This is a genomic window from Reichenbachiella agarivorans (genome assembly GCF_025502585.1).
GTDB lineage: Bacteria > Bacteroidota > Bacteroidia > Cytophagales > Cyclobacteriaceae > Reichenbachiella > Reichenbachiella agarivorans.
Map to the genome: position 1 here is coordinate 1719322 of NZ_CP106679.1, position 17807 is coordinate 1737128.

Consider the following 17807-nt stretch of genomic DNA (forward strand, 5'->3'; position numbering starts at 1 on the left):
AAATAAGTCTATAGTGTGTTTCTTTGCGCAAAGGAAAAAAAATGATTGAATTACCGGTAATCGAACAAGAAAAGGCAAAGAAAAGGCAGAAACCAGATTGGTTGCGTGTCAAGCTACCCGTAGGTCAGGCTTATGCCAATGTGAGAAAGATCGTAGATGAAAACAAACTTCATACGATTTGTGAAAGCGGTAATTGTCCCAATATGGGGGAGTGCTGGGGAGAAGGAACAGCGACTTTTATGATCCTTGGCAATGTATGTACCCGAAGTTGCACTTTCTGTGCAGTAGCTACTGGTCGTCCCCCAGAATATGATGTCAATGAACCCCTCCGTGTGGCGGAGGCGATTAAGACCATGGGTGTGAAACATGCGGTTTTGACTTCTGTCAACCGAGATGAACTCAAAGATCGTGGTGCCGAAATCTGGTATCAAACTGTCGTAGAGACCAAGCGTCTAGCTCCGCAAACTACCATAGAAACTTTGATACCTGATACCAAGGGCAATTGGGATGCACTTTATCGCATGATCGATGGTGGACAAGAAGTGGTCTCTCACAACATGGAGACTGTCGAAAGATTGTACCGAAGAGTGAGACCACAAGCAAGGTATCAACGCAGTTTGGATCAAATCAAATTGACCAACGAATATGGCAAACGTACCAAGTCAGGGATCATGCTCGGACTAGGTGAGACCGAAGATGAAGTGTTCAAAGCCATGGATGATTTGGTTGCGCATGGTTTGCACATCTTGACCTTGGGTCAGTACCTGCAGCCAACCAAGATGCACATTGAGGTGGCTGAGTTCATTCACCCAGATCAGTTTGATAAGTACCGTGAGGAAGGATTGAAACGTGGATTGAAATATGTGGAGTCAGGGCCATTGGTGAGATCGTCCTACCACGCAGAGCGCCATGTCAATGTGCCTATTTAGTCTTTTGATCTAAGTCACTAATTTTTTCAATATCCTATCTAAATCACTCCGATTCCTGTGAATTGGGTTTTTAGGTGAAGGAGATACACTCATAGGTTCAGTCTTTCACACTGAGCCCTAATCATTTAGGAAACGCATGCAGAAAAAAGACTCCCCGTTGGTCTCCATCATCATGGCTGTCAAAGACACCGCGCCCTACCTACCTGCTTGTTTGGATTCGATCATCGACCAAACCTATACAAACTGGGAACTCATAGCTGTCAACGACCACAGCAGCGATGCGACACCTGAGATACTTGACACCTACGCCCAAAAAGATCCACGTATCAAAGTATATAATAGCGACAGACCCAAACTGATCCCAACTCTACAGGTGGCTTATGCTCAAGCTACGGGTACACTGATCAATCGAATGGATTCTGATGACAAGATGCCCGATTACAAACTAGACGTATTGGTCAAAGAGTGGAACAAATATGGCAAAGGACATGTGATAGGAGGAGGAACTGAACACTTCGTGGATGAAGGAGAGGTTGGGGATGGGTTTCGGAGATATGAGGTCTGGCTCAATGATGTCGCTCGGCGTAGTGCCCACTATGAAGAGATTTATACCGAGTGCGTGATCCCTTCTCACTCTTGGATCATCCACCGTGATGATTTTGACCAGGTGGGGGCATTTGATCCGATCGTGTATCCTGAGGACTATGACCTTTGTTTTCGGTTTTATCGTGCTCAGCTCAAAATCATCGGAATTGATGTAGTGCTCCATTATTGGAGAGATCGGTCAAACCGAATCTCCCGTACTTGGGATGAATACAAAGACAACCGCTATTTTGATCTAAAAACAAGGTTTTTCTACGAACTAGACAGAGATAAGACACGACCTCTTGTACTTTGGGGTGCAGGACGCAATGGCAAAGACATGGCTAAAATCCTCATCAGTCATGACGATGAATTCCACTGGGTGTGTGACAATGAGCGAAAGATAGGCAAGGATGTTTATGGCACCATCATGGAGCACTATGATGTGATCCCAACCCTTGACAATCCCCAAATCATGATCGTAGTTTCCTCGCCAGACGGCAAAAAGGAAATCAGAGCACAATTGCACAAATGGGGTAAGGAAGTGGTAAAGGATTATTGGTTTTTTGCGTAGCTCTACATTGGATAACGTGTCATGACATATCTCATCCCTTCTGGCTTGCAGCCCTTATTCAAATGGAATACATTTGCGCTTATTTTAAATTATTCTAAATAAGGTATGATAAAATCAGCAGCAGATTTAAAGCCAGGGCAAAGAGGGATGGTCAAAGACTTTACAGACGAGTATATCTCTCTCAAATTGTTGGAAATGGGTGTACTGCCAGGCACTGAAATCGAAATGAAGTTTGCTGCTCCCCTTGGTGATCCTATCTGTGTCGATGTCTCTGGTTATGCGCTCTCGCTGAGATTGGAAGAAGCCAGAACTATTATTCTTTCTTAATTCAATAGTATGAAGAGAGCAATCAATGTAGCCCTCGTCGGCAACCCCAACGCTGGCAAAACCTCTGTGTTCAACCTACTCACGGGGATGAACCAAAAAGTGGGCAACTTTCCTGGTGTGACCATGGACAAAGTATCCGGACACTATTCCTTTCAAGGGGAATCAACTATGGTGCTGGATCTACCTGGTACCTACAGTATCTATCCTCGGTCTATGGATGAAAGAGTAGTCTTTGACTTCCTCAGTGACGAAAATGCACACGACTACCCAGACAAAATCATAGCTGTCGCTGATGCCTCCAACCTAGAGAGAAACCTACTGCTCTTCTCACAAATTCTGGATTTGGGTCAGCCTACGATATTGGCACTTACCATGCTGGATATGGCCAACAAGCAAGGTATCAATATTGACATCACCGCACTCGAAAAGGAATTTAATACCAAAGTAGTCACCATCAATGGCCGGAATGGTGATGGGCTGGAAGAACTCAAAGAAGCGATCTTAGAAAGCCGAGAGGTAGAATACACCGCACTCTATGATGTCCGAGAGTTGTCTCCCGAAATCATCCCTGTCATCAAAGAAAAATTTGATCTTAAGAACGACTACATTGCCTATCAATATGCCCAGCAGACCTATAGCAAGTCTTTTCTGAGCAATGATGACATGCAATTTATCGCAGATGCGAAAGTCAAGTATAATTTTTGTGACCGTCAATTTCAGACCACAGAAACTGTCGAGCGATACAAAATCATCCGACAAAAACTGAGTGAGATAGTCACCCGATCACAACCTGGAGAGATCAAGACCCGCACCAGCAAACTGGACAAAATCCTGACACACAAAATCTATGGTTATCTGATATTCATGGCGGTGCTGCTACTCATGTTTCAAAGCATTTTTGAGTGGGCCAACCCATTTATGGATTGGATTGATTTGGGTTTTGCACAGCTCAGTGCTTTCGCAAGGAGTATTTTGCCCAGTGGTGTACTGACCAATCTGATTGCCGAAGGAATCATCCCTGGGCTCGGTGGAGTAGTGATATTTATTCCTCAGATCGCTCTCTTATTTTGTTTTATCTCCATCTTGGAAGAGTCAGGATACATGTCACGGGTGGTTTTCCTCACGGACAAAATCATGCGCAAATTTGGCCTCAATGGCAAGAGTATCGTGCCATTGATCTCAGGTGTGGCCTGTGCCATACCGGCCATCATGGCAACTCGCAACATAGAAAGCTGGAAGGACAGAATCATCACGATTTTTGTCACACCATTTATGAGTTGCTCGGCGCGATTGCCAGTGTATGCCATTTTGATTTCTTTGGTCATCCCTGATACCAGAGTTTTGGGAATTTTCAATCTGCAAGGCCTTACTTTGATGTTCCTTTATTTGCTGGGCTTCTTTGGGGCTATTTTTTCTGCTTTGATTCTTCAGAAAATATTGAAAGTCAAAGAGCGTAGCTATTTCATCATGGAGTTGCCCGTGTACCGCTGGCCAAAATGGAAGAATGTATGGATTACGATTTTCTCCAAGAGTAGAACCTTTGTACTCGAAGCAGGAAAAATCATCTTGGCGATATCTATAGTCCTTTGGGTTCTTGCATCCTATGGTCCGGGTGATAGATTTGACCAAGCAAGTACAGCTGTACAAAACACCTACCCCACACTAGATACAACTTCAGTAGAGTTTGAAAACGCACTGTCTGCCTACAAACTAGAAAATTCTTATGCGGGGATTTTGGGCAAATCCATAGAGCCTGTGATCAGGCCACTCGGCTATGATTGGAAAATCGGGATTGCTTTGATCACATCCTTTGCTGCGAGAGAGGTTTTCGTGGGGACCATCGCGACTATTTACAGTGTAGGAGATGAAGAGAATGAAAGCACGATCAAAGACAAATTGAAGGCAGAGATCAACCCCGAAACAGGGTTGCCGATGTACACTTTTGCGTTGGGATTGTCATTGATGATATTCTATGCTTTTGCCATGCAGTGTATGAGTACACTAGCGGTAGTCTATCGGGAGACAAAGTCTATCAAATGGCCTATTTTGCAGTTGATCTATATGTCGGGTCTCGCGTATATTTGCGCCTTGATCGCCTACCAAGTGTTTAAATAATGAGCCAGCAAGACAAAGTCACTTTTTTTCAAGAAAGACGGCAGTACTTCGAACGGAAATATCAAAAGAAGAGAAATCAAAGCTTTCGCTTGGGTTGGGTTCGTGTGTTGAGTTTTTTGGCCATGGCTATTTTACTTTACTTTCTGATGAAGGATAGAGAAACTAGCTGGGCGATTTACAGTCTCATTCTCTATCTTCCAGTATTTGGTCAATTGGTCAATCTTCACAACAAGAAGAAAAATGAAGCCAATTTGGCGAAACATTTGATTCAAATCAATGAAGAGGAAGTGCTCAGACTTGAGCGCAAGCTGAAAACACTGCCTGATGGAAAAAAGTATGCAGAGCACGAGCACCCTTATTCCTCAGACTTGGATATTTTTGGCACGCACTCTCTCTTCCAATTGCTCAACAGGAGCCATTTTGAAGGTAGTCGCCAAACCATGGCGCTTTGGCTCAATCACCCTGCAGATCATCAAACAATCCTTAGGAGACAGCAATCCATCATCGAATTGAAAGATGATATCGATTGGTGCCAAACCAACATGGCACACAGTTATTCACCCAAAGCCAAGAAAGATGAGGAAACACAATCACTCTCCAATATCCTCAGCCACCTAGCCCAAGACACAAAAGTTCTGGATAAGAAAATCTGGCATGTGGCTCAGGTGATTTTACCGCTATTGGCTATGCTGACCTTGGTTGCACACTTTTGGTTGGGGATTGATTTTAGGTGGATATTCCTACCCATGCTGATCAACGTTTTGTTTTTGAGAGTCATATTTGCACCACTGTTGAACCTCACCAGAAATCTCGAAGGAATAACCCATCTGTTGAGTGGTTATGAATCGTTCCTCAGGGCAATCGAAAAAAGAGCGTTCGAATCCAGTCTATTGCAAGAACTGAAATCTACCATCAATCAAGAAGAGCGGGCATCCAAGGTAATCAAACAATTGAAAGCGTCACTGCACTTGCTGACCAACCGCGGCAATTTGTTTTATCAAGTACTCAATTCATTGTTCGTACTAGACATTTTCATGTTGCAGAGAGTGAAAAATTGGCACAAACATTACGGACATGCTGTGATCCACTGGTTGGAAGCTGCAGATCAAGTCTCAGTAATTGCTGATTTGGCTGCTTTCTCTTTCGCTCATGAGGAATATCGGTTTCCAACGGTAGATTCTAGCGACATATGGATACAAAGTGCCGAGATGTCGCATCCACTTTTGGCTTGTGGTAAGTCGGTTTCCAACGATTTTGCCCTGTCAGGCAGGGGGCATCTGGCACTGATCACGGGTTCCAACATGTCTGGTAAGAGTACTTTTCTGCGGACTTTGGGTATCAATTTGGTCTTGGCACAAATGGGCGCACCAGTTTCGGCCAGTTCTTTCCGATTTACGCCGATCAGATTGTTTAGTAGCATGCGCACGCAAGATAATCTCGAAGAGAGCGTCAGCTCCTTTTATGCAGAGATTCGCAGAATCAAACAGCTACTGGATCAAATCAACGAGGAGAAACCCACTCTTTATCTCCTAGACGAAATACTGAAAGGTACCAACACCAAAGACAGACATGCAGGAGCCATCGCGCTGATAGAACAGCTCACAGCGCAAAACTGTATAGGGCTCATATCTACTCATGATGTAGAGCTGGCAGAATTGATCAATCCTAAGATGATCAACTTCAGTTTCAACAGTACTTTAGTCAATGACGAAATCTTGTTTGACTACAAATTGACCAATGGTCCATGCCGTAGTTTCAACGCAAGTGCCCTCATGAAAAAAATGGGGATTATCAAAAAGTAAAAAAACCTTCGCTCCTTGTCTTGGGCTGACTATTTTTGCCGCTCAGACAATGACTGTTCTATGACTTTTGATCCCAGTATTTCAATCGCTGTATTAGGAGGTGGCCAATTGGGTCGGATGATGATCCAATCTGCCATGAATCTCAACCTTGAGATTTCGTGTATGGATCCAGATCCCAATGCCCCCTGCAAAAACCTCGCAAGCCACTTCGTCAATGGTGACATCACCAACTACGACGAGGTATTGGCCTTTGGGGACGTACATGATGTGATCACCGTGGAGATCGAAAACGTCAATGTGGAAGCCCTCGAAGAATTAGAAAGAAGAGGCAAAAAAGTATTTCCGCAACCGCGTGTCTTACGAACCATCAAGGACAAGGGACTACAAAAGGAGTTTTATTTGGAGCACGACATCCCTACTTCGGAGTTCGTTTTCATCCACAGCAAAGAAGACCTGAAAGACTACACCGATCTCCTGCCAGCAGCCAACAAACTGCGTACCGAAGGATACGATGGACGTGGTGTTCAGATCATCAAAACAGAAGCTGATTTGAACAAAGGATTTGACGCTCCTTCTATCCTAGAAAAATTTGTGGATTATGCCAAAGAGATATCGGTCATCGTGGCACGAAACGAAAAAGGCGAAATCTCCACTTTTCCAGTTGTAGAGCTAGAATACCATCCCGAACAAAACCTCGTAGAGTTTCTGTTTTCCCCCTCAGAAATAGACGCTACAATCAGAGCCAATGCCAGAAAATTGGCCGAAAAGGTAATCACGGCATTTGACATGGTGGGTTTGTTGGCAGTGGAGATGTTCGTGATGAAAGATGGCTCGTTGATGGTCAACGAGTGTGCACCTAGGACGCACAACAGCGGTCACCACACCATTGAGGGCAACATCACTTCACAGTTTGAACAGCACATTCGGGCGATTCTCAACCTTCCGCTGGGTAATACAGACACCAAAGGATCAGCCGTGATGATCAATCTGCTAGGTCATCCCGATCATGCAGGTACTGCCAAATACCAAGGCATAGATGAGGCAATGAACATCACCGGCATGCACGTACATTTGTATGGCAAAAAAATCACCAAACCTTTCAGGAAAATGGGACACGTCACATTGGTCGGTCAGGATTTACAAAAACTAAAAGAGACTGCACGATCTCTCAAAGAAAGCATCAAAATAATCGCATAAACTATGACAGCACAAGTAGGTATCATCATGGGTAGCAAATCGGACTTGACCATCATGAATCAAGCCGCAGAGGTATTGACAGAGCTAGGAGTCAGCTACGAACTCACCATCGTATCTGCACACCGGACGCCCCATCGCATGGTCGAATATGCCGAGGCTGCCAAAGGAAGAGGCATCAAAGTAATCATCGCAGGTGCTGGCGGAGCTGCTCACCTACCAGGTATGGTGGCTTCTTTGACCACTCTGCCCGTGATCGGCGTGCCTGTCAAGTCGAGCAATTCCATCGACGGTTGGGATTCTGTGTTGTCTATTTTGCAGATGCCTGGCGGAGTACCTGTCGCGACAGTAGCACTAGATGGAGCAAAAAATGCAGGCATACTGGCAGCACAAATCATCGGTACCCATGACGATACGATTGGAAACAATCTGGCCGAATACAAGATTCAGATGCGCAAGAAAGTGGAAGATTCCATCAAGGAATTGTAATATTCGTACTTTCTAAGTAGCGACCACAATATTCCCTTGTTGGAGCGGTTTAGATTGTAATAATTTGGTGATTTTTATCCTCCGATTATTCCTTTCGACTAGCTAGCATTTTTTTCAAGTACCACTCTAACCAACAAGGATTTGAAACAAGGCATTTTTAAGCTATTATGCTTACCCACTTTCTGTGTGACTGTATTGCTCTCACTGAGCCAGTGCCATACGAACGAGATCGATTTTAGTGATATTGAACTACCCAACTATACTGGAGAAGTAGTAGTCCCCTTGGGTACGGCTACCTATACGGTAGCAGACTTACTCACAGATCTGGAGGACGAAAGTCTGGAAATCGATACTGCCCAATCAGGGCTTCTATCTCTTATCTATCGAGACACGACAACATTCACCAATACAGATGAAGTCATCGTCATCAATGATGTTAGTAACAATGGCTTCATTGATTCGCCAGTGGAGATCATTGGAGCCACACCTTCAGAGGTTGGCGATGTAGAGTTTACCCAAGATTTAGAATTCTTGTACCCTATCGATGGTGGTGATCAGTTGGACTCGATCAACTACAGCATGGGACAGATCACTATTACGTACGAGTCAGATTTTGATGTGCCACTCAGCTTTTCTATGGTGATAGATGATATCATAGACCGAGCAACAGGTAATCCACTTGTGTTGACAGGTATAGCAGCACCTAATGGCTCTGGCAACCAAAGCCAATCTCTTGTCAATCACAAAACCATTGCGCGACAAAATAATTCAAACGAAAACTCCTTTACAGGCACCTTTTTGGGTACGCTGGATGTAGGTGCGGGTGACAATGTTTACACCACGGATCAATTTCGTTATACGATTGACATTACAGGAGCAGATTTCGAAACCATCTACGGTTATTTTGGAGAGAAGAACTATGACCTTTTCGATCAATCCATAGCCATGGATTTTTTTGATCAGTTGGATGGAGAGATTAAATTCAGTTCTCCTGAAGTAAGAATCATCGTTGACAATTCCTTTGGATTGACAATGGGACTGAATTTGTCCAACATTTCAACATCTAATGCTAACAGCAGCCAAACGCTCACTGGCAGTGTCACGGAGCAGTTGCAATTCATCAATGGACCTGATATCTATTCCGTCGGTAGTTCTAGAACCTCCAGTGTTCGTATCAACAATACCAATTCCAACATCGCTGACCTGTTCAGTATCTCTCCAAACATGGTCAACCTCACAATCAACGCACAAAGTAATTATAGCAATTCTCCGAACAGAGTGCCAGAGGACGACCGCAATTTTACCGATCAGAACAGTACGGCCAGTACGATTGTAGAAGTCGAGTTGCCACTTAATTTACAATTGCGTCAATTGACTCGTCACATTGATTACAGCCTCAGTGATTTCAGTTTCGATCAGGCTGACACCATCAACCTACGCATCAAGACCAACAATCGACTCCCTATGAGTGGGACGTTGGATTTGCAATTTCTGGATGCAGACAGCGCGGTGGTTTATGAGAGCAAAAATGTAAGCATTTTCACGTCTCCAGAAGTCCCTGCAGGTAGCAACATCAATGAACCTGTGGTCAACATTGATTTTATCCCGCTATTTGGCGAAGGTTTGGACGCACTGTTCAATCAACCAACCATCAGAATAGTCATCCATGTGGATAGCTATGATGTCGAGAATGATACCTATGTAAAAATATTTGCAGACTATGCATTAGAAATATTGTTGGGAGTGGAGGCCACTTTAGATGTTGAACTTTAAATCCATTTCCTTGAAAACATTTGCAACCTTATTGATGTGTTGTTTTGTCTCACTAGCAAGCTGGGGACAATCTGGTATATCCTTGTATCATCTCAACAATGAAACGTTTCAGGGCAACAACATGAACCCCGCTTTTATACCCGATGGAAAAGTGTTTTTGGGACTTCCCGTACTTTCTGGTGTGATGGTGGACTTAAACGCTACTGCGAGCTACAATGATCTTCAAACCATTGATGACGAAGGAACAAAAGTGTATGATTTCGACAAAATAGTTTCTCAATCCAAAGACAAAAACTATCTCGGTGTAGAGTCAGAGATTTCAACATTTTACTTAGGATTTAGACCCAAAGCTACCATGGCTTTTTCCGTTTTCGTGAGAGAGCGGATTGCTGCCAGAGGATTTTACAGTCATGATGCCGCGGATTTTATTTGGAATGGAAATAAAAACTATGTGGGCAAAAGTGTTGACTTGTCTACTACACTCGTAGATGCTAGGTATTACAGAGAATACGGAATTGGACTGTGGAAAAGCTTTCCAAAAAACAAACTGGATGTGGGTGTCAGGGTGAAATTCCTCAATGGCATGATCAGTGCCATTAGTGATTCGGACTTTGATGGCAGGATAATGGTCAGTGATGACAATTATCAGCATACGCTCAGTCTGTCTCATGCCCGTGTCAATACTGCTGGGATCAACTTGATCGAAAATGGCAATGAGGGCGACCTAGAATCTCATCTCATCAGCAACAACAACCTCGGTTTTGGAATCGATGTGGGGGTCAATTGGAGAATCAATGAAAAATTCTCAACCAGTCTAGCAATCAATGATCTAGGGTTTATTAATTGGAAAACTGATCCTGAAAATTATTGGGTGGCAGATACTACTTTTTCTTTCGATGGGCTCAATCTCAAAGATTCTGACAACATCGTAGATGCTATCAAAGATTCCTTAATCAATAGGTTGCAAGATTCTATCAGTTATGAATCCTACAGTTCTGGTCTCAACACGAGTGCTTATGCCAGTGGCAGTTATCACCTGAGTCGCAGAGACATGGTGACCGCAACAATTTCTAGTCATATCGTGCAGGGGAATTTCCGCATGCTATATGCCCTAGGTTACACCAGAAAATTCGGTAACATTCTTTCTGTATCTGGCAATGTCATCCGCAAACCACAGCAAGGATTTGATGTGGGGTTGGCTACTGCTGTCAACCTAGGAGCACTCCAACTGTATGCTGCTAGCGACCAAATAATCAAAGTATGGAATACCCCAGAAGCCAGTTCATTTGATATCCGTTTTGGCATCAACTTTATTTTTGGGAGATCCAAAGTAAAAGCAGATGCCAAAGACAACCGAAAGGATCTGCAGCACGAATCGCCGTATGGCAAAGGGGCTAAAGTAGAAAAAAGTGATGGTTTATATTGGATCGTCCCCAAACAAAAACCTCGGCCAGTGTACAACGATCATCCAGAGTTTAGTGACAAATAAAAGGGGAGAGAAATTGATCCTCATGTGAGTATCTGTGATTGTAGTATAACTTCACAAGACACAAATCCATGCTCTCACAAGTTTTAGGTTTTAGAAAAACACCTTATCTTGAACCCTATGAAGGACCCACTAAGAAAAGAAGACATTGATCAAGAGGTATTTGATCTCTATGATGATTATGCTCACAACAAGATCGAAAGACGTCAGTTTATTGAGAAACTTTCGCTCTATGCCATAGGAGGTATCACGATATCATCTCTGATGAGCTATATGATGCCCAACTATGTAGATACTCAGATCGTGAAACAGGATGATCCCAGACTCATTTCTGATTACCTCAACTATGAATCTCCCAATGGCGGGGGTACGATTAAGGCACTTTTCTCCAAGCCTAAAGATCCCAAAGCAAAGATGCCAGGTGTCATTGTCGTACATGAGAACCGTGGTCTCAATCCCTACATCGAGGATGTAGGTCGGCGTGTTGCGCTCGAAGGATTCGTTTCCTTGGCGCCTGATGCTTTGAGTCCTCTTGGCGGCTACCCCGGCAATGACGATGATGGACGAGCTCTGCAAAAGCAGCGTGATCGAAGCGAGATGTTGACCGATTTTATTGCAGCCTATGATTATCTGATCTCACGAGACGATTGCAATGGCAAGGTAGGAGTTGTAGGATTTTGTTTTGGTGGTTGGATTTCTAATATGATGGCTGTAAAAATTCCAACCCTGTCAGCAGCAGTACCCTACTATGGTGGACAACCTTCCACAGAGGATGTGCCCAATATCAAAGCACCGCTCATGCTCCAGTATGCAGGGCTTGATTCACGAGTAAATGAAGGTTGGCCAACCTATGAAGCGGCGCTTAAAGAAAATAACAAAACCTTTGTAGCTCACTTTTACCCAGAGGTCAATCATGGCTTTCACAACAATACCACTCCTCGATATGATGAAGCAGCCGCCTTACTATCTTGGGATCGAACAATTGCTTTTTTTAACCAGTACTTGAAATAGCCATCAAGTACATTAAAAGTGCTATTGGATAATCTGGGCTAGACCTATGCTTCTCTTACCTTGTCCATGAGTTCCTTGCGGATACCCCAGTCTTTAGCAAGGTTGAGCATGGCAGTGGCTTCCATTTCGGTGAGGTAGCCCTTTTTGTTGTTGTCTTCCCATACAGAGAATAGATAAGCTAGCTTTTTTTCGACAGGTAGTACGCCGATGATTTTGCTAAGCATCTCTCTTGATCGATCAAATGCCGACATAAAGTCTTCTGCGATGAAGTCATTGGCCCATTGCAGCTCTTCATGTGCAGATAGTTTGTCTGCGGATTCGTTGAGAATCTTCTCTTCGTCCTCATCCAGCCCATGGTAATGGAAGATCAGTGACTTGAGGAGCATAAAGGCTTTTTTCTCTTCTTGGTTCATGGAGACAGGAGGCTAGGTTACAGCGTCACAATTTTAATGATTATTGTGTTAAATTATTAAAAAACTTTTGCTCACGGGGTATTTAATTTATGGAATCAACAACTCCGTGATGTAATCTCCTAACAATTTACCCTTTTTGCTGAGAATAAGTCTATCGTTTTGGATACTAAGTAGACCAGATTGAGTCAGCTGACTTAATTCTTTCTTTTTCTCATGAATCATATCATAACCTAACTGAGATTTTAGTTCCATCATATCTATTCCTGCAATTGTACGTATCTGGGTAAGAATCATTTCTGTGATTTTTTCATCTTGGGTCAATACCTCTATTTCATGATTCAACTGATGAGCGTGAATAGCCTGTATGTATTTGTTGTTGTGCGAGATGTTGTACTGCCTACTTGATCCGTTGTAGGAGTGAGCAGCAGGGCCGATGCCCAAATAGTGTGTTCCAGCCCAGTAAGATGAATTGTGGCGAGATTGATAGTCAGGTTTGCAAAAATTGGAAATCTCATATTGTACATAGCCAGCAGTCTCCAGAGTAGTCATGATGAGACTCAGGTGTTCGGATGCGAGGTCTTCGTCAATGGGCGTGAGTTTATTTTGTTTGTGCCATTTGCCAAACACAGTTTTTTCCTCGATCGTGAGGCCGTAGATGGAGATGTGGGGTGTCTCTAGTGACAAGGCTTGCCTTAGGTCATCAGCCAGCATCTCTAGGCTTTGGTTGGGGACTCCAAAGATCAAGTCAATGCTGATATTGTCGATCCCTGCCTCTCTGGCGTCTCTTACTGCTTGTATGGCGGTTCGACGATCATGGGATCGATTAAAGTACTTGAGCAGCGCATCATCGAAGGATTGTATCCCGATACTGAGACGATTGATACCAAGACTTTTTAGTTCATGTAGTTTGGTCAAGTTCAGGTCGTCAGGGTTGGCCTCCAAGGTGAGCTCTAGGTTTTCGGACAGTACAAATTCCTCTCTAGATGTTTCGATCAGCTGGGCGAGTTCGGATGTGCTCAGGATGGAAGGAGTACCCCCACCAAAATACAGGGTTTGAATCAACGGGTCTGCCAAATAATCCTTTCTTAATTTTAGTTCTTGACTCAGTGCATCTACCATTTGCTGCTTATTTTGCAGACTAGTCGAAAAATGAAAGTCGCAATAATGACAGGCTTGCTTACAATATGGGATATGGATGTAGATACCGCTCAACTAATGATTGTTTTGAATAAGGATGCTAAAGTATAGACAAATCTATTATGTCGTGACGCTGCTTTTGGTTTTTGGGTTATTCTCTTCTGGAGTTTTTGCTCAAAACTATCAGGTCAAGCTCATGGGACTTCCCAAGGGCTTTCATGCACATGATGCCAAGATTGACTCTGCCACCTTGATCTTGTTTGCCAACAAGCAAATCAGTCAATTGCGAAAATCTGGTTATTGGCTGGCAAGTTTGGATAGTTCTGTTTTCTACGCAGATACAGTTAGGCTATATTTTTTTGCAGGCAGACAGTTTGATGAGATCAATCTGTCTGTTTATCTCAATCCTACAGAGGAGGCTTATGTCAGTGAGAGGCGACCTTCTATCCGTGAAGAAAATATCTCTGCGGTCAATAAAAGGATGGATGAAGTTGTCAAGTATTACGAAAACAATGGTTATCCATTCGCATCTATTCAGATTGATTCATCGCGAGTGGTGGGAGAGAAAATCAATTTGTACTTGAGTGTCGATCCAGGTATGTTGATCAAGTTTGACACCTTGGCAGTGTCGCCTGAGGGATTGTTAAAAGACAAGTTTGTCGCCAGATATTTGGGACTCAATTATGGCAAGTATTACTCACAGATACGTGTGGATGATATTGCCAACAAATTGGAAAACATTCCTGCAGTCTCCTTGGTCCATGCGAGTAATTCTTTCAGATTGCATCAGTCCAAAATATCCCTAGAGCTGAAACCTGAAAAGGTGAATTATTTTGACGGTATATTGGGTTTTATTCCCTCTGCTGAGAATTCCAAAAAATTGGAATTTACTGGGGAGTTGAACCTGAGCCTAAAGAATTTGTTTCAGTCTGCCAAGCAATTTGAATTTCACTGGGAAAAGTACACCCGAAACTCCCAGTCTTTGAATACTCATTATATCCACCCAGTATTTTTGGGGATGCCTCTGGATTTGTTTTTAGGCTATGATCAACTCAAGCAGGATACGCTGTTCTCCAACAGAACACTCAAATTGGCCTTCGATTATTATCCCTCAGGTCGGACCAAGCTGCGGACCAGCTATGAAAATCTGTTGGGAAATGAACTGAATGATGGGTCAGGACAAAGTGGAAATTTTCGGATAGATTATTACGGACTGGGACTTGAGTTTTGGAGATTAGACAATCGTCAAAATCCGAAGCAGGGTTTGGCATTTCAATTGGATACCAAGGTTGGGTTCAAAGAAATAGAGCAGGATACTACCGCTCAGATGGATGTTTCACAATACCAGTTCAGTACCCGCATCCAGTATTATCAGAAAGTCAAATCACGGTCTGTGATTTACTTGGCTGGTTCTGCAGGATGGATGCAGAGTGATCAATTGTATCTCAATGACTTGTACAGACTGGGAGGTTTGCGCTCCATCAGAGGTTTCAATGAAAATGAGTTTTTTGCAAGTCAATATGCTTATAGCAATTTGGAGTGGCGGTTTTATTTGGAAGACAATTCCTATTTGGTTGCCTTTGTTGATCAGGCGATTTTGACCTACGATATCGTGACTGGTGATTTGTATGACAATCCATCGGGGATAGGTGTGGGGATGCAATTCAAGGCAGCAGGAGGTAATTTTTTGATGCTGTATGGGTTGGGGAGAAGGAAGAGTCAAGCTTTTTCTTTTGATTCTTCAAAAATACATTTTGGATATAGTGCGTTATTTTGAAAAGCAATCATTAATTCACTTACTTTGGCAGCCAAACTAGGCTTATGATCGAATCTCTACTTATATTTTTCTGGGCAATGCTCATCGCTATGTTTTCGATACCCACTATTATCAATGTGGCGCATAGCAAAAGAATCCTCGATGAGCCAGATCATCGCAAGCATCATGGTATCAATACCCCTCGTTTGGGAGGTTTGGGTGTGTTTGCAGGATTCATGACTGGCGTGGCTATTTTTGGTCAGATGACACTCGGAGTACAACAGTTGTTGGCTGGCTGCTTAATCATTTTCTTTGTTGGAGTCAAAGACGACATCAATGGCGTGTCTGTATTCAAGAAATTTTTTGTGCAGGTTTTGGCTGCAGGTATTGTGCTCTTCTATGCAGATATCAGAATCACTAGTTTTCAAGGACTTTTTGGTGTGTATGATTTGGAAATCGGAATTAGCTATGCTTTTACATTCCTCGTGATACTTTGTGTGACAAATGCCCTGAACTTGATTGACGGAATCAATGGTTTGGCAGGTAGTATCGTTGTACTCATTAGCCTCACGTTTGGGGGATATTTTTTTATGTACGGAGAGGAAAATTATGCCTTTGTGGCTTTTGCTCTAGCAGGAGGGATGGTTGGATTTCTTCGGTACAACATTGGCAATGCCAAGGTTTTTATGGGTGATACTGGGGCACTGGTGAGTGGTTTTATTATTTCCATCTTGGCGATTCGATTTATAGAAATAAGAATGATTGAATCTGCACCATCTTTGGCCATTGGGATTTTATTTATCCCGATTTTTGATACGTTGCGTGTATTCATCATTAGGGTGTACAATGGTCATTCTCCATTCATGCCAGACCGTAACCATATCCATCACTATATGGGGTATTTGGGCTTGTCACATACACAGACGGTTGTGTTCTTGGTTGTTCTCAACTTGGTTGTGATTTTATTGTTGAGGCACTTTTCTGCTTTGGGCAATACGGTCCTGTTGGTATGCTTGGGTGTATTTGCAGTGATTTTTAGCATCGGTTTGGAGCTGATTGTGAAGATGAGAAAAAGGGCGGAGAATGCTTAGGGTAATTTTTTGTACTTTGTTTTGTTTGCTATATAGTGTGCAGACCTATTCTCAGCCAACACATCTAGTCATCAAAGATTTAAGGCATGGCTGGAAAAGCTATGATCAAGAAGCTCGTTCTTGGCAGCCATATTTAAGTGCTACTCCATCCAATACTATTCTGTTCCAGCTTGATCTGAATCGATTTCAAGGAGCTGATTTGTTGCTAGTCGTACCTCCCAATCATTCACTACTCATTAATCATCAATTGATTTTAGTTACTCAGCGAGTAGATTCCTTGTTGTGGTCTGTAGATAGTTTGCGAGCCTATTATCAACTGCCGACTATCAATTTGGAAATTTTCAGCAAGCGTATCAAGGAGTCTGAAATACAGACACTTATTGTAAAAAATGGACAAGCTGGTGTAGCAAATAGTGAGGCTGCAGGATTCGATTCCAGAGAATCGTCAGAGGACAACAATGTAATGATTATGGGAGTCCTTTTTGTTTTTTTTGTATTGGCTATTTTCAGAACTCTCGTATACCGAGTCTACAACGAATATTTTTTGCTCTCAAGAGCTTTTAGCGTTCGTCAAAAATTCGAATTGATTGATTCACAATCTACCATGTCACCCGTAAATCTGGGTTTCATTTTTCTCTATTCGGTTTTCGTAGGGGGACTAGTTCTGAACTTAGCTTCTCAAATTTGATTTCAATACGTTGGTCGACGGGGGAGTTTCTTTGGATCAATCACCGTTGGTACTTTCTATTTATGCAGTCCTGTTTTCATTTGGAGCCATGTTGCTCAAGGTTCCATTGATCAAAATCCTTACGAGCCTATTTAGTGTGCAGAAGCATTCTGATGTGCATTATTTTACGTATTTGCGACTGTCATTGATCATTGCCTTTATTGCTTTCATTGGCAGTGTTTTGCTTTTCCTCTCTCCCGATCATTCTGCTGAGATTGCCTGGGAGGTGTACAGATATTCTCTTTTGGTATTCCTCTTTATTCGACTCATTCTGATGTATTTGGTCTTAAATAACTCGTTTAGTTTTAATAAATTTCATTTAATTTCCTACCTTTGCAGCTCAGAAATTATACCTCTGATTATTTTGGTAAAAACTCTTTTAAGATAAATATACAGGTTAC

General features: G+C 42.9%; 16 protein-coding genes. 14 read left to right on the forward strand and 2 right to left on the reverse strand.

From position 1 onward, the window contains the following. Window positions 1-41 precede the first annotated feature (41 nt). The 10 genes from lipA to N6H18_RS07250 all read left to right on the forward strand — a co-directional run bounded on the left by lipA (window position 42) and on the right by N6H18_RS07250 (window position 12282). On the forward strand, window positions 42-929 hold the full coding sequence (gene lipA, locus N6H18_RS07205; RefSeq protein ID WP_262311166.1) for a lipoyl synthase: 888 nt from the start codon (window positions 42-44) through the stop codon (window positions 927-929). Between the two features lie 136 nt (window positions 930-1065). Then, on the forward strand, window positions 1066-2085 hold the full coding sequence (locus N6H18_RS07210) for a glycosyltransferase family 2 protein (protein WP_262311167.1): 1020 nt from the start codon (window positions 1066-1068) through the stop codon (window positions 2083-2085). Window positions 2086-2190: 105 nt separating this feature from the next. After that, window positions 2191-2412 (forward strand): FeoA family protein, encoded by a 222-nt coding sequence (locus N6H18_RS07215; RefSeq protein WP_262311168.1) that lies wholly within the window; start codon window positions 2191-2193, stop codon window positions 2410-2412. A 9-nt stretch (window positions 2413-2421) separates the two neighbouring features. Next, window positions 2422-4527: a ferrous iron transport protein B gene (gene feoB / locus N6H18_RS07220; protein ID WP_262311169.1), complete on the forward strand. Its 2106-nt coding sequence runs from the start codon at window positions 2422-2424 to the stop codon at window positions 4525-4527. Further along, complete coding sequence (locus N6H18_RS07225; RefSeq protein ID WP_262311170.1) at window positions 4527-6329, forward strand: MutS-related protein; 1803 nt, start codon at window positions 4527-4529, stop codon at window positions 6327-6329. Before feoB ends, N6H18_RS07225 begins: the two co-directional genes overlap by 1 nt. A gap of 60 nt (window positions 6330-6389) precedes the next feature. Beyond that, window positions 6390-7526, forward strand: coding sequence for a 5-(carboxyamino)imidazole ribonucleotide synthase (locus N6H18_RS07230; RefSeq protein ID WP_262311171.1), 1137 nt, complete (start codon window positions 6390-6392; stop codon window positions 7524-7526). A gap of 3 nt (window positions 7527-7529) precedes the next feature. Beyond that, window positions 7530-8012, forward strand: a complete 483-nt coding sequence (gene purE, locus N6H18_RS07235; RefSeq protein WP_262311172.1) for a 5-(carboxyamino)imidazole ribonucleotide mutase — start codon at window positions 7530-7532, stop codon at window positions 8010-8012. 186 nt (window positions 8013-8198) lie between these two features. Beyond that, complete coding sequence (locus N6H18_RS07240; protein ID WP_262311173.1) at window positions 8199-9785, forward strand: hypothetical protein; 1587 nt, start codon at window positions 8199-8201, stop codon at window positions 9783-9785. Between the two features lie 10 nt (window positions 9786-9795). Further along, window positions 9796-11274, forward strand: coding sequence for a DUF5723 family protein (locus tag N6H18_RS07245; protein WP_262311174.1), 1479 nt, complete (start codon window positions 9796-9798; stop codon window positions 11272-11274). A gap of 117 nt (window positions 11275-11391) precedes the next feature. Next, on the forward strand, window positions 11392-12282 hold the full coding sequence (locus N6H18_RS07250) for a dienelactone hydrolase family protein (RefSeq protein ID WP_262311175.1): 891 nt from the start codon (window positions 11392-11394) through the stop codon (window positions 12280-12282). 44 nt (window positions 12283-12326) lie between these two features. On the opposite strand, the gene N6H18_RS07255 is transcribed toward N6H18_RS07250, so the two are convergent. Together N6H18_RS07255 and hemW are read right to left on the reverse strand one after the other, a co-directional pair. Next, window positions 12327-12695 (reverse strand): hypothetical protein, encoded by a 369-nt coding sequence (locus tag N6H18_RS07255; protein WP_262311176.1) that lies wholly within the window; start codon window positions 12693-12695, stop codon window positions 12327-12329. An 87-nt stretch (window positions 12696-12782) separates the two neighbouring features. Further along, entirely contained in the window at window positions 12783-13907 is a 1125-nt protein-coding gene (hemW, locus tag N6H18_RS07260; protein WP_262311177.1) for a radical SAM family heme chaperone HemW, read from the reverse strand. A 22-nt stretch (window positions 13908-13929) separates the two neighbouring features. Between hemW and N6H18_RS07265 the strand changes: the two genes are divergently transcribed. From N6H18_RS07265 to N6H18_RS18800, 4 genes are read left to right on the forward strand one after another with little or no spacing between them, the layout of a single operon-like run. Next, a complete protein-coding gene (locus tag N6H18_RS07265; protein WP_262311178.1) occupies window positions 13930-15609 on the forward strand; it encodes a BamA/TamA family outer membrane protein in 1680 nt (559 codons plus the stop codon). A 44-nt stretch (window positions 15610-15653) separates the two neighbouring features. Further along, window positions 15654-16679, forward strand: coding sequence for a glycosyltransferase family 4 protein (locus N6H18_RS07270; protein ID WP_262311179.1), 1026 nt, complete (start codon window positions 15654-15656; stop codon window positions 16677-16679). Next, the gene (locus N6H18_RS07275) at window positions 16672-17367 is read left to right on the forward strand and encodes a hypothetical protein (RefSeq protein WP_262311180.1); all 696 of its coding nucleotides are present in this window, start codon (window positions 16672-16674) and stop codon (window positions 17365-17367) included. The genes N6H18_RS07270 and N6H18_RS07275 overlap by 8 nt, the downstream gene beginning before the upstream one ends. A 46-nt stretch (window positions 17368-17413) precedes the next feature. Continuing rightward, window positions 17414-17794 carry a DUF4271 domain-containing protein gene (locus tag N6H18_RS18800; protein ID WP_407692841.1) on the forward strand — a complete coding sequence of 127 codons (381 nt, stop codon included), beginning with the start codon at window positions 17414-17416 and terminating at the stop codon, window positions 17792-17794. Window positions 17795-17807 lie beyond the last annotated feature (13 nt).

Excerpts from the sequence above, each read along its gene's own strand:
- lipA (WP_262311166.1), top strand. The coding sequence starts at position 42 with ATGATTGAATTACCGGTAATCGAACAAGAAAAGGCAAAGAAAAGGCAG.
- N6H18_RS07210 (WP_262311167.1), top strand. The coding sequence starts at position 1,066 with ATGCAGAAAAAAGACTCCCCGTTGGTCTCCATCATCATGGCTGTCAAA.
- N6H18_RS07215 (WP_262311168.1), top strand. The coding sequence starts at position 2,191 with ATGATAAAATCAGCAGCAGATTTAAAGCCAGGGCAAAGAGGGATGGTC.
- feoB (WP_262311169.1), top strand. The coding sequence starts at position 2,422 with ATGAAGAGAGCAATCAATGTAGCCCTCGTCGGCAACCCCAACGCTGGC.
- N6H18_RS07225 (WP_262311170.1), top strand. The coding sequence starts at position 4,527 with ATGAGCCAGCAAGACAAAGTCACTTTTTTTCAAGAAAGACGGCAGTAC.
- N6H18_RS07230 (WP_262311171.1), top strand. The coding sequence starts at position 6,390 with ATGACTTTTGATCCCAGTATTTCAATCGCTGTATTAGGAGGTGGCCAA.
- purE (WP_262311172.1), top strand. The coding sequence starts at position 7,530 with ATGACAGCACAAGTAGGTATCATCATGGGTAGCAAATCGGACTTGACC.
- N6H18_RS07250 (WP_262311175.1), top strand. The coding sequence starts at position 11,392 with ATGAAGGACCCACTAAGAAAAGAAGACATTGATCAAGAGGTATTTGAT.
- N6H18_RS07255 (WP_262311176.1), bottom strand. The coding sequence starts at position 12,695 with ATGAACCAAGAAGAGAAAAAAGCCTTTATGCTCCTCAAGTCACTGATC.
- N6H18_RS07265 (WP_262311178.1), top strand. The coding sequence starts at position 13,930 with ATGCTAAAGTATAGACAAATCTATTATGTCGTGACGCTGCTTTTGGTT.
- N6H18_RS07270 (WP_262311179.1), top strand. The coding sequence starts at position 15,654 with ATGATCGAATCTCTACTTATATTTTTCTGGGCAATGCTCATCGCTATG.
- N6H18_RS07275 (WP_262311180.1), top strand. The coding sequence starts at position 16,672 with ATGCTTAGGGTAATTTTTTGTACTTTGTTTTGTTTGCTATATAGTGTG.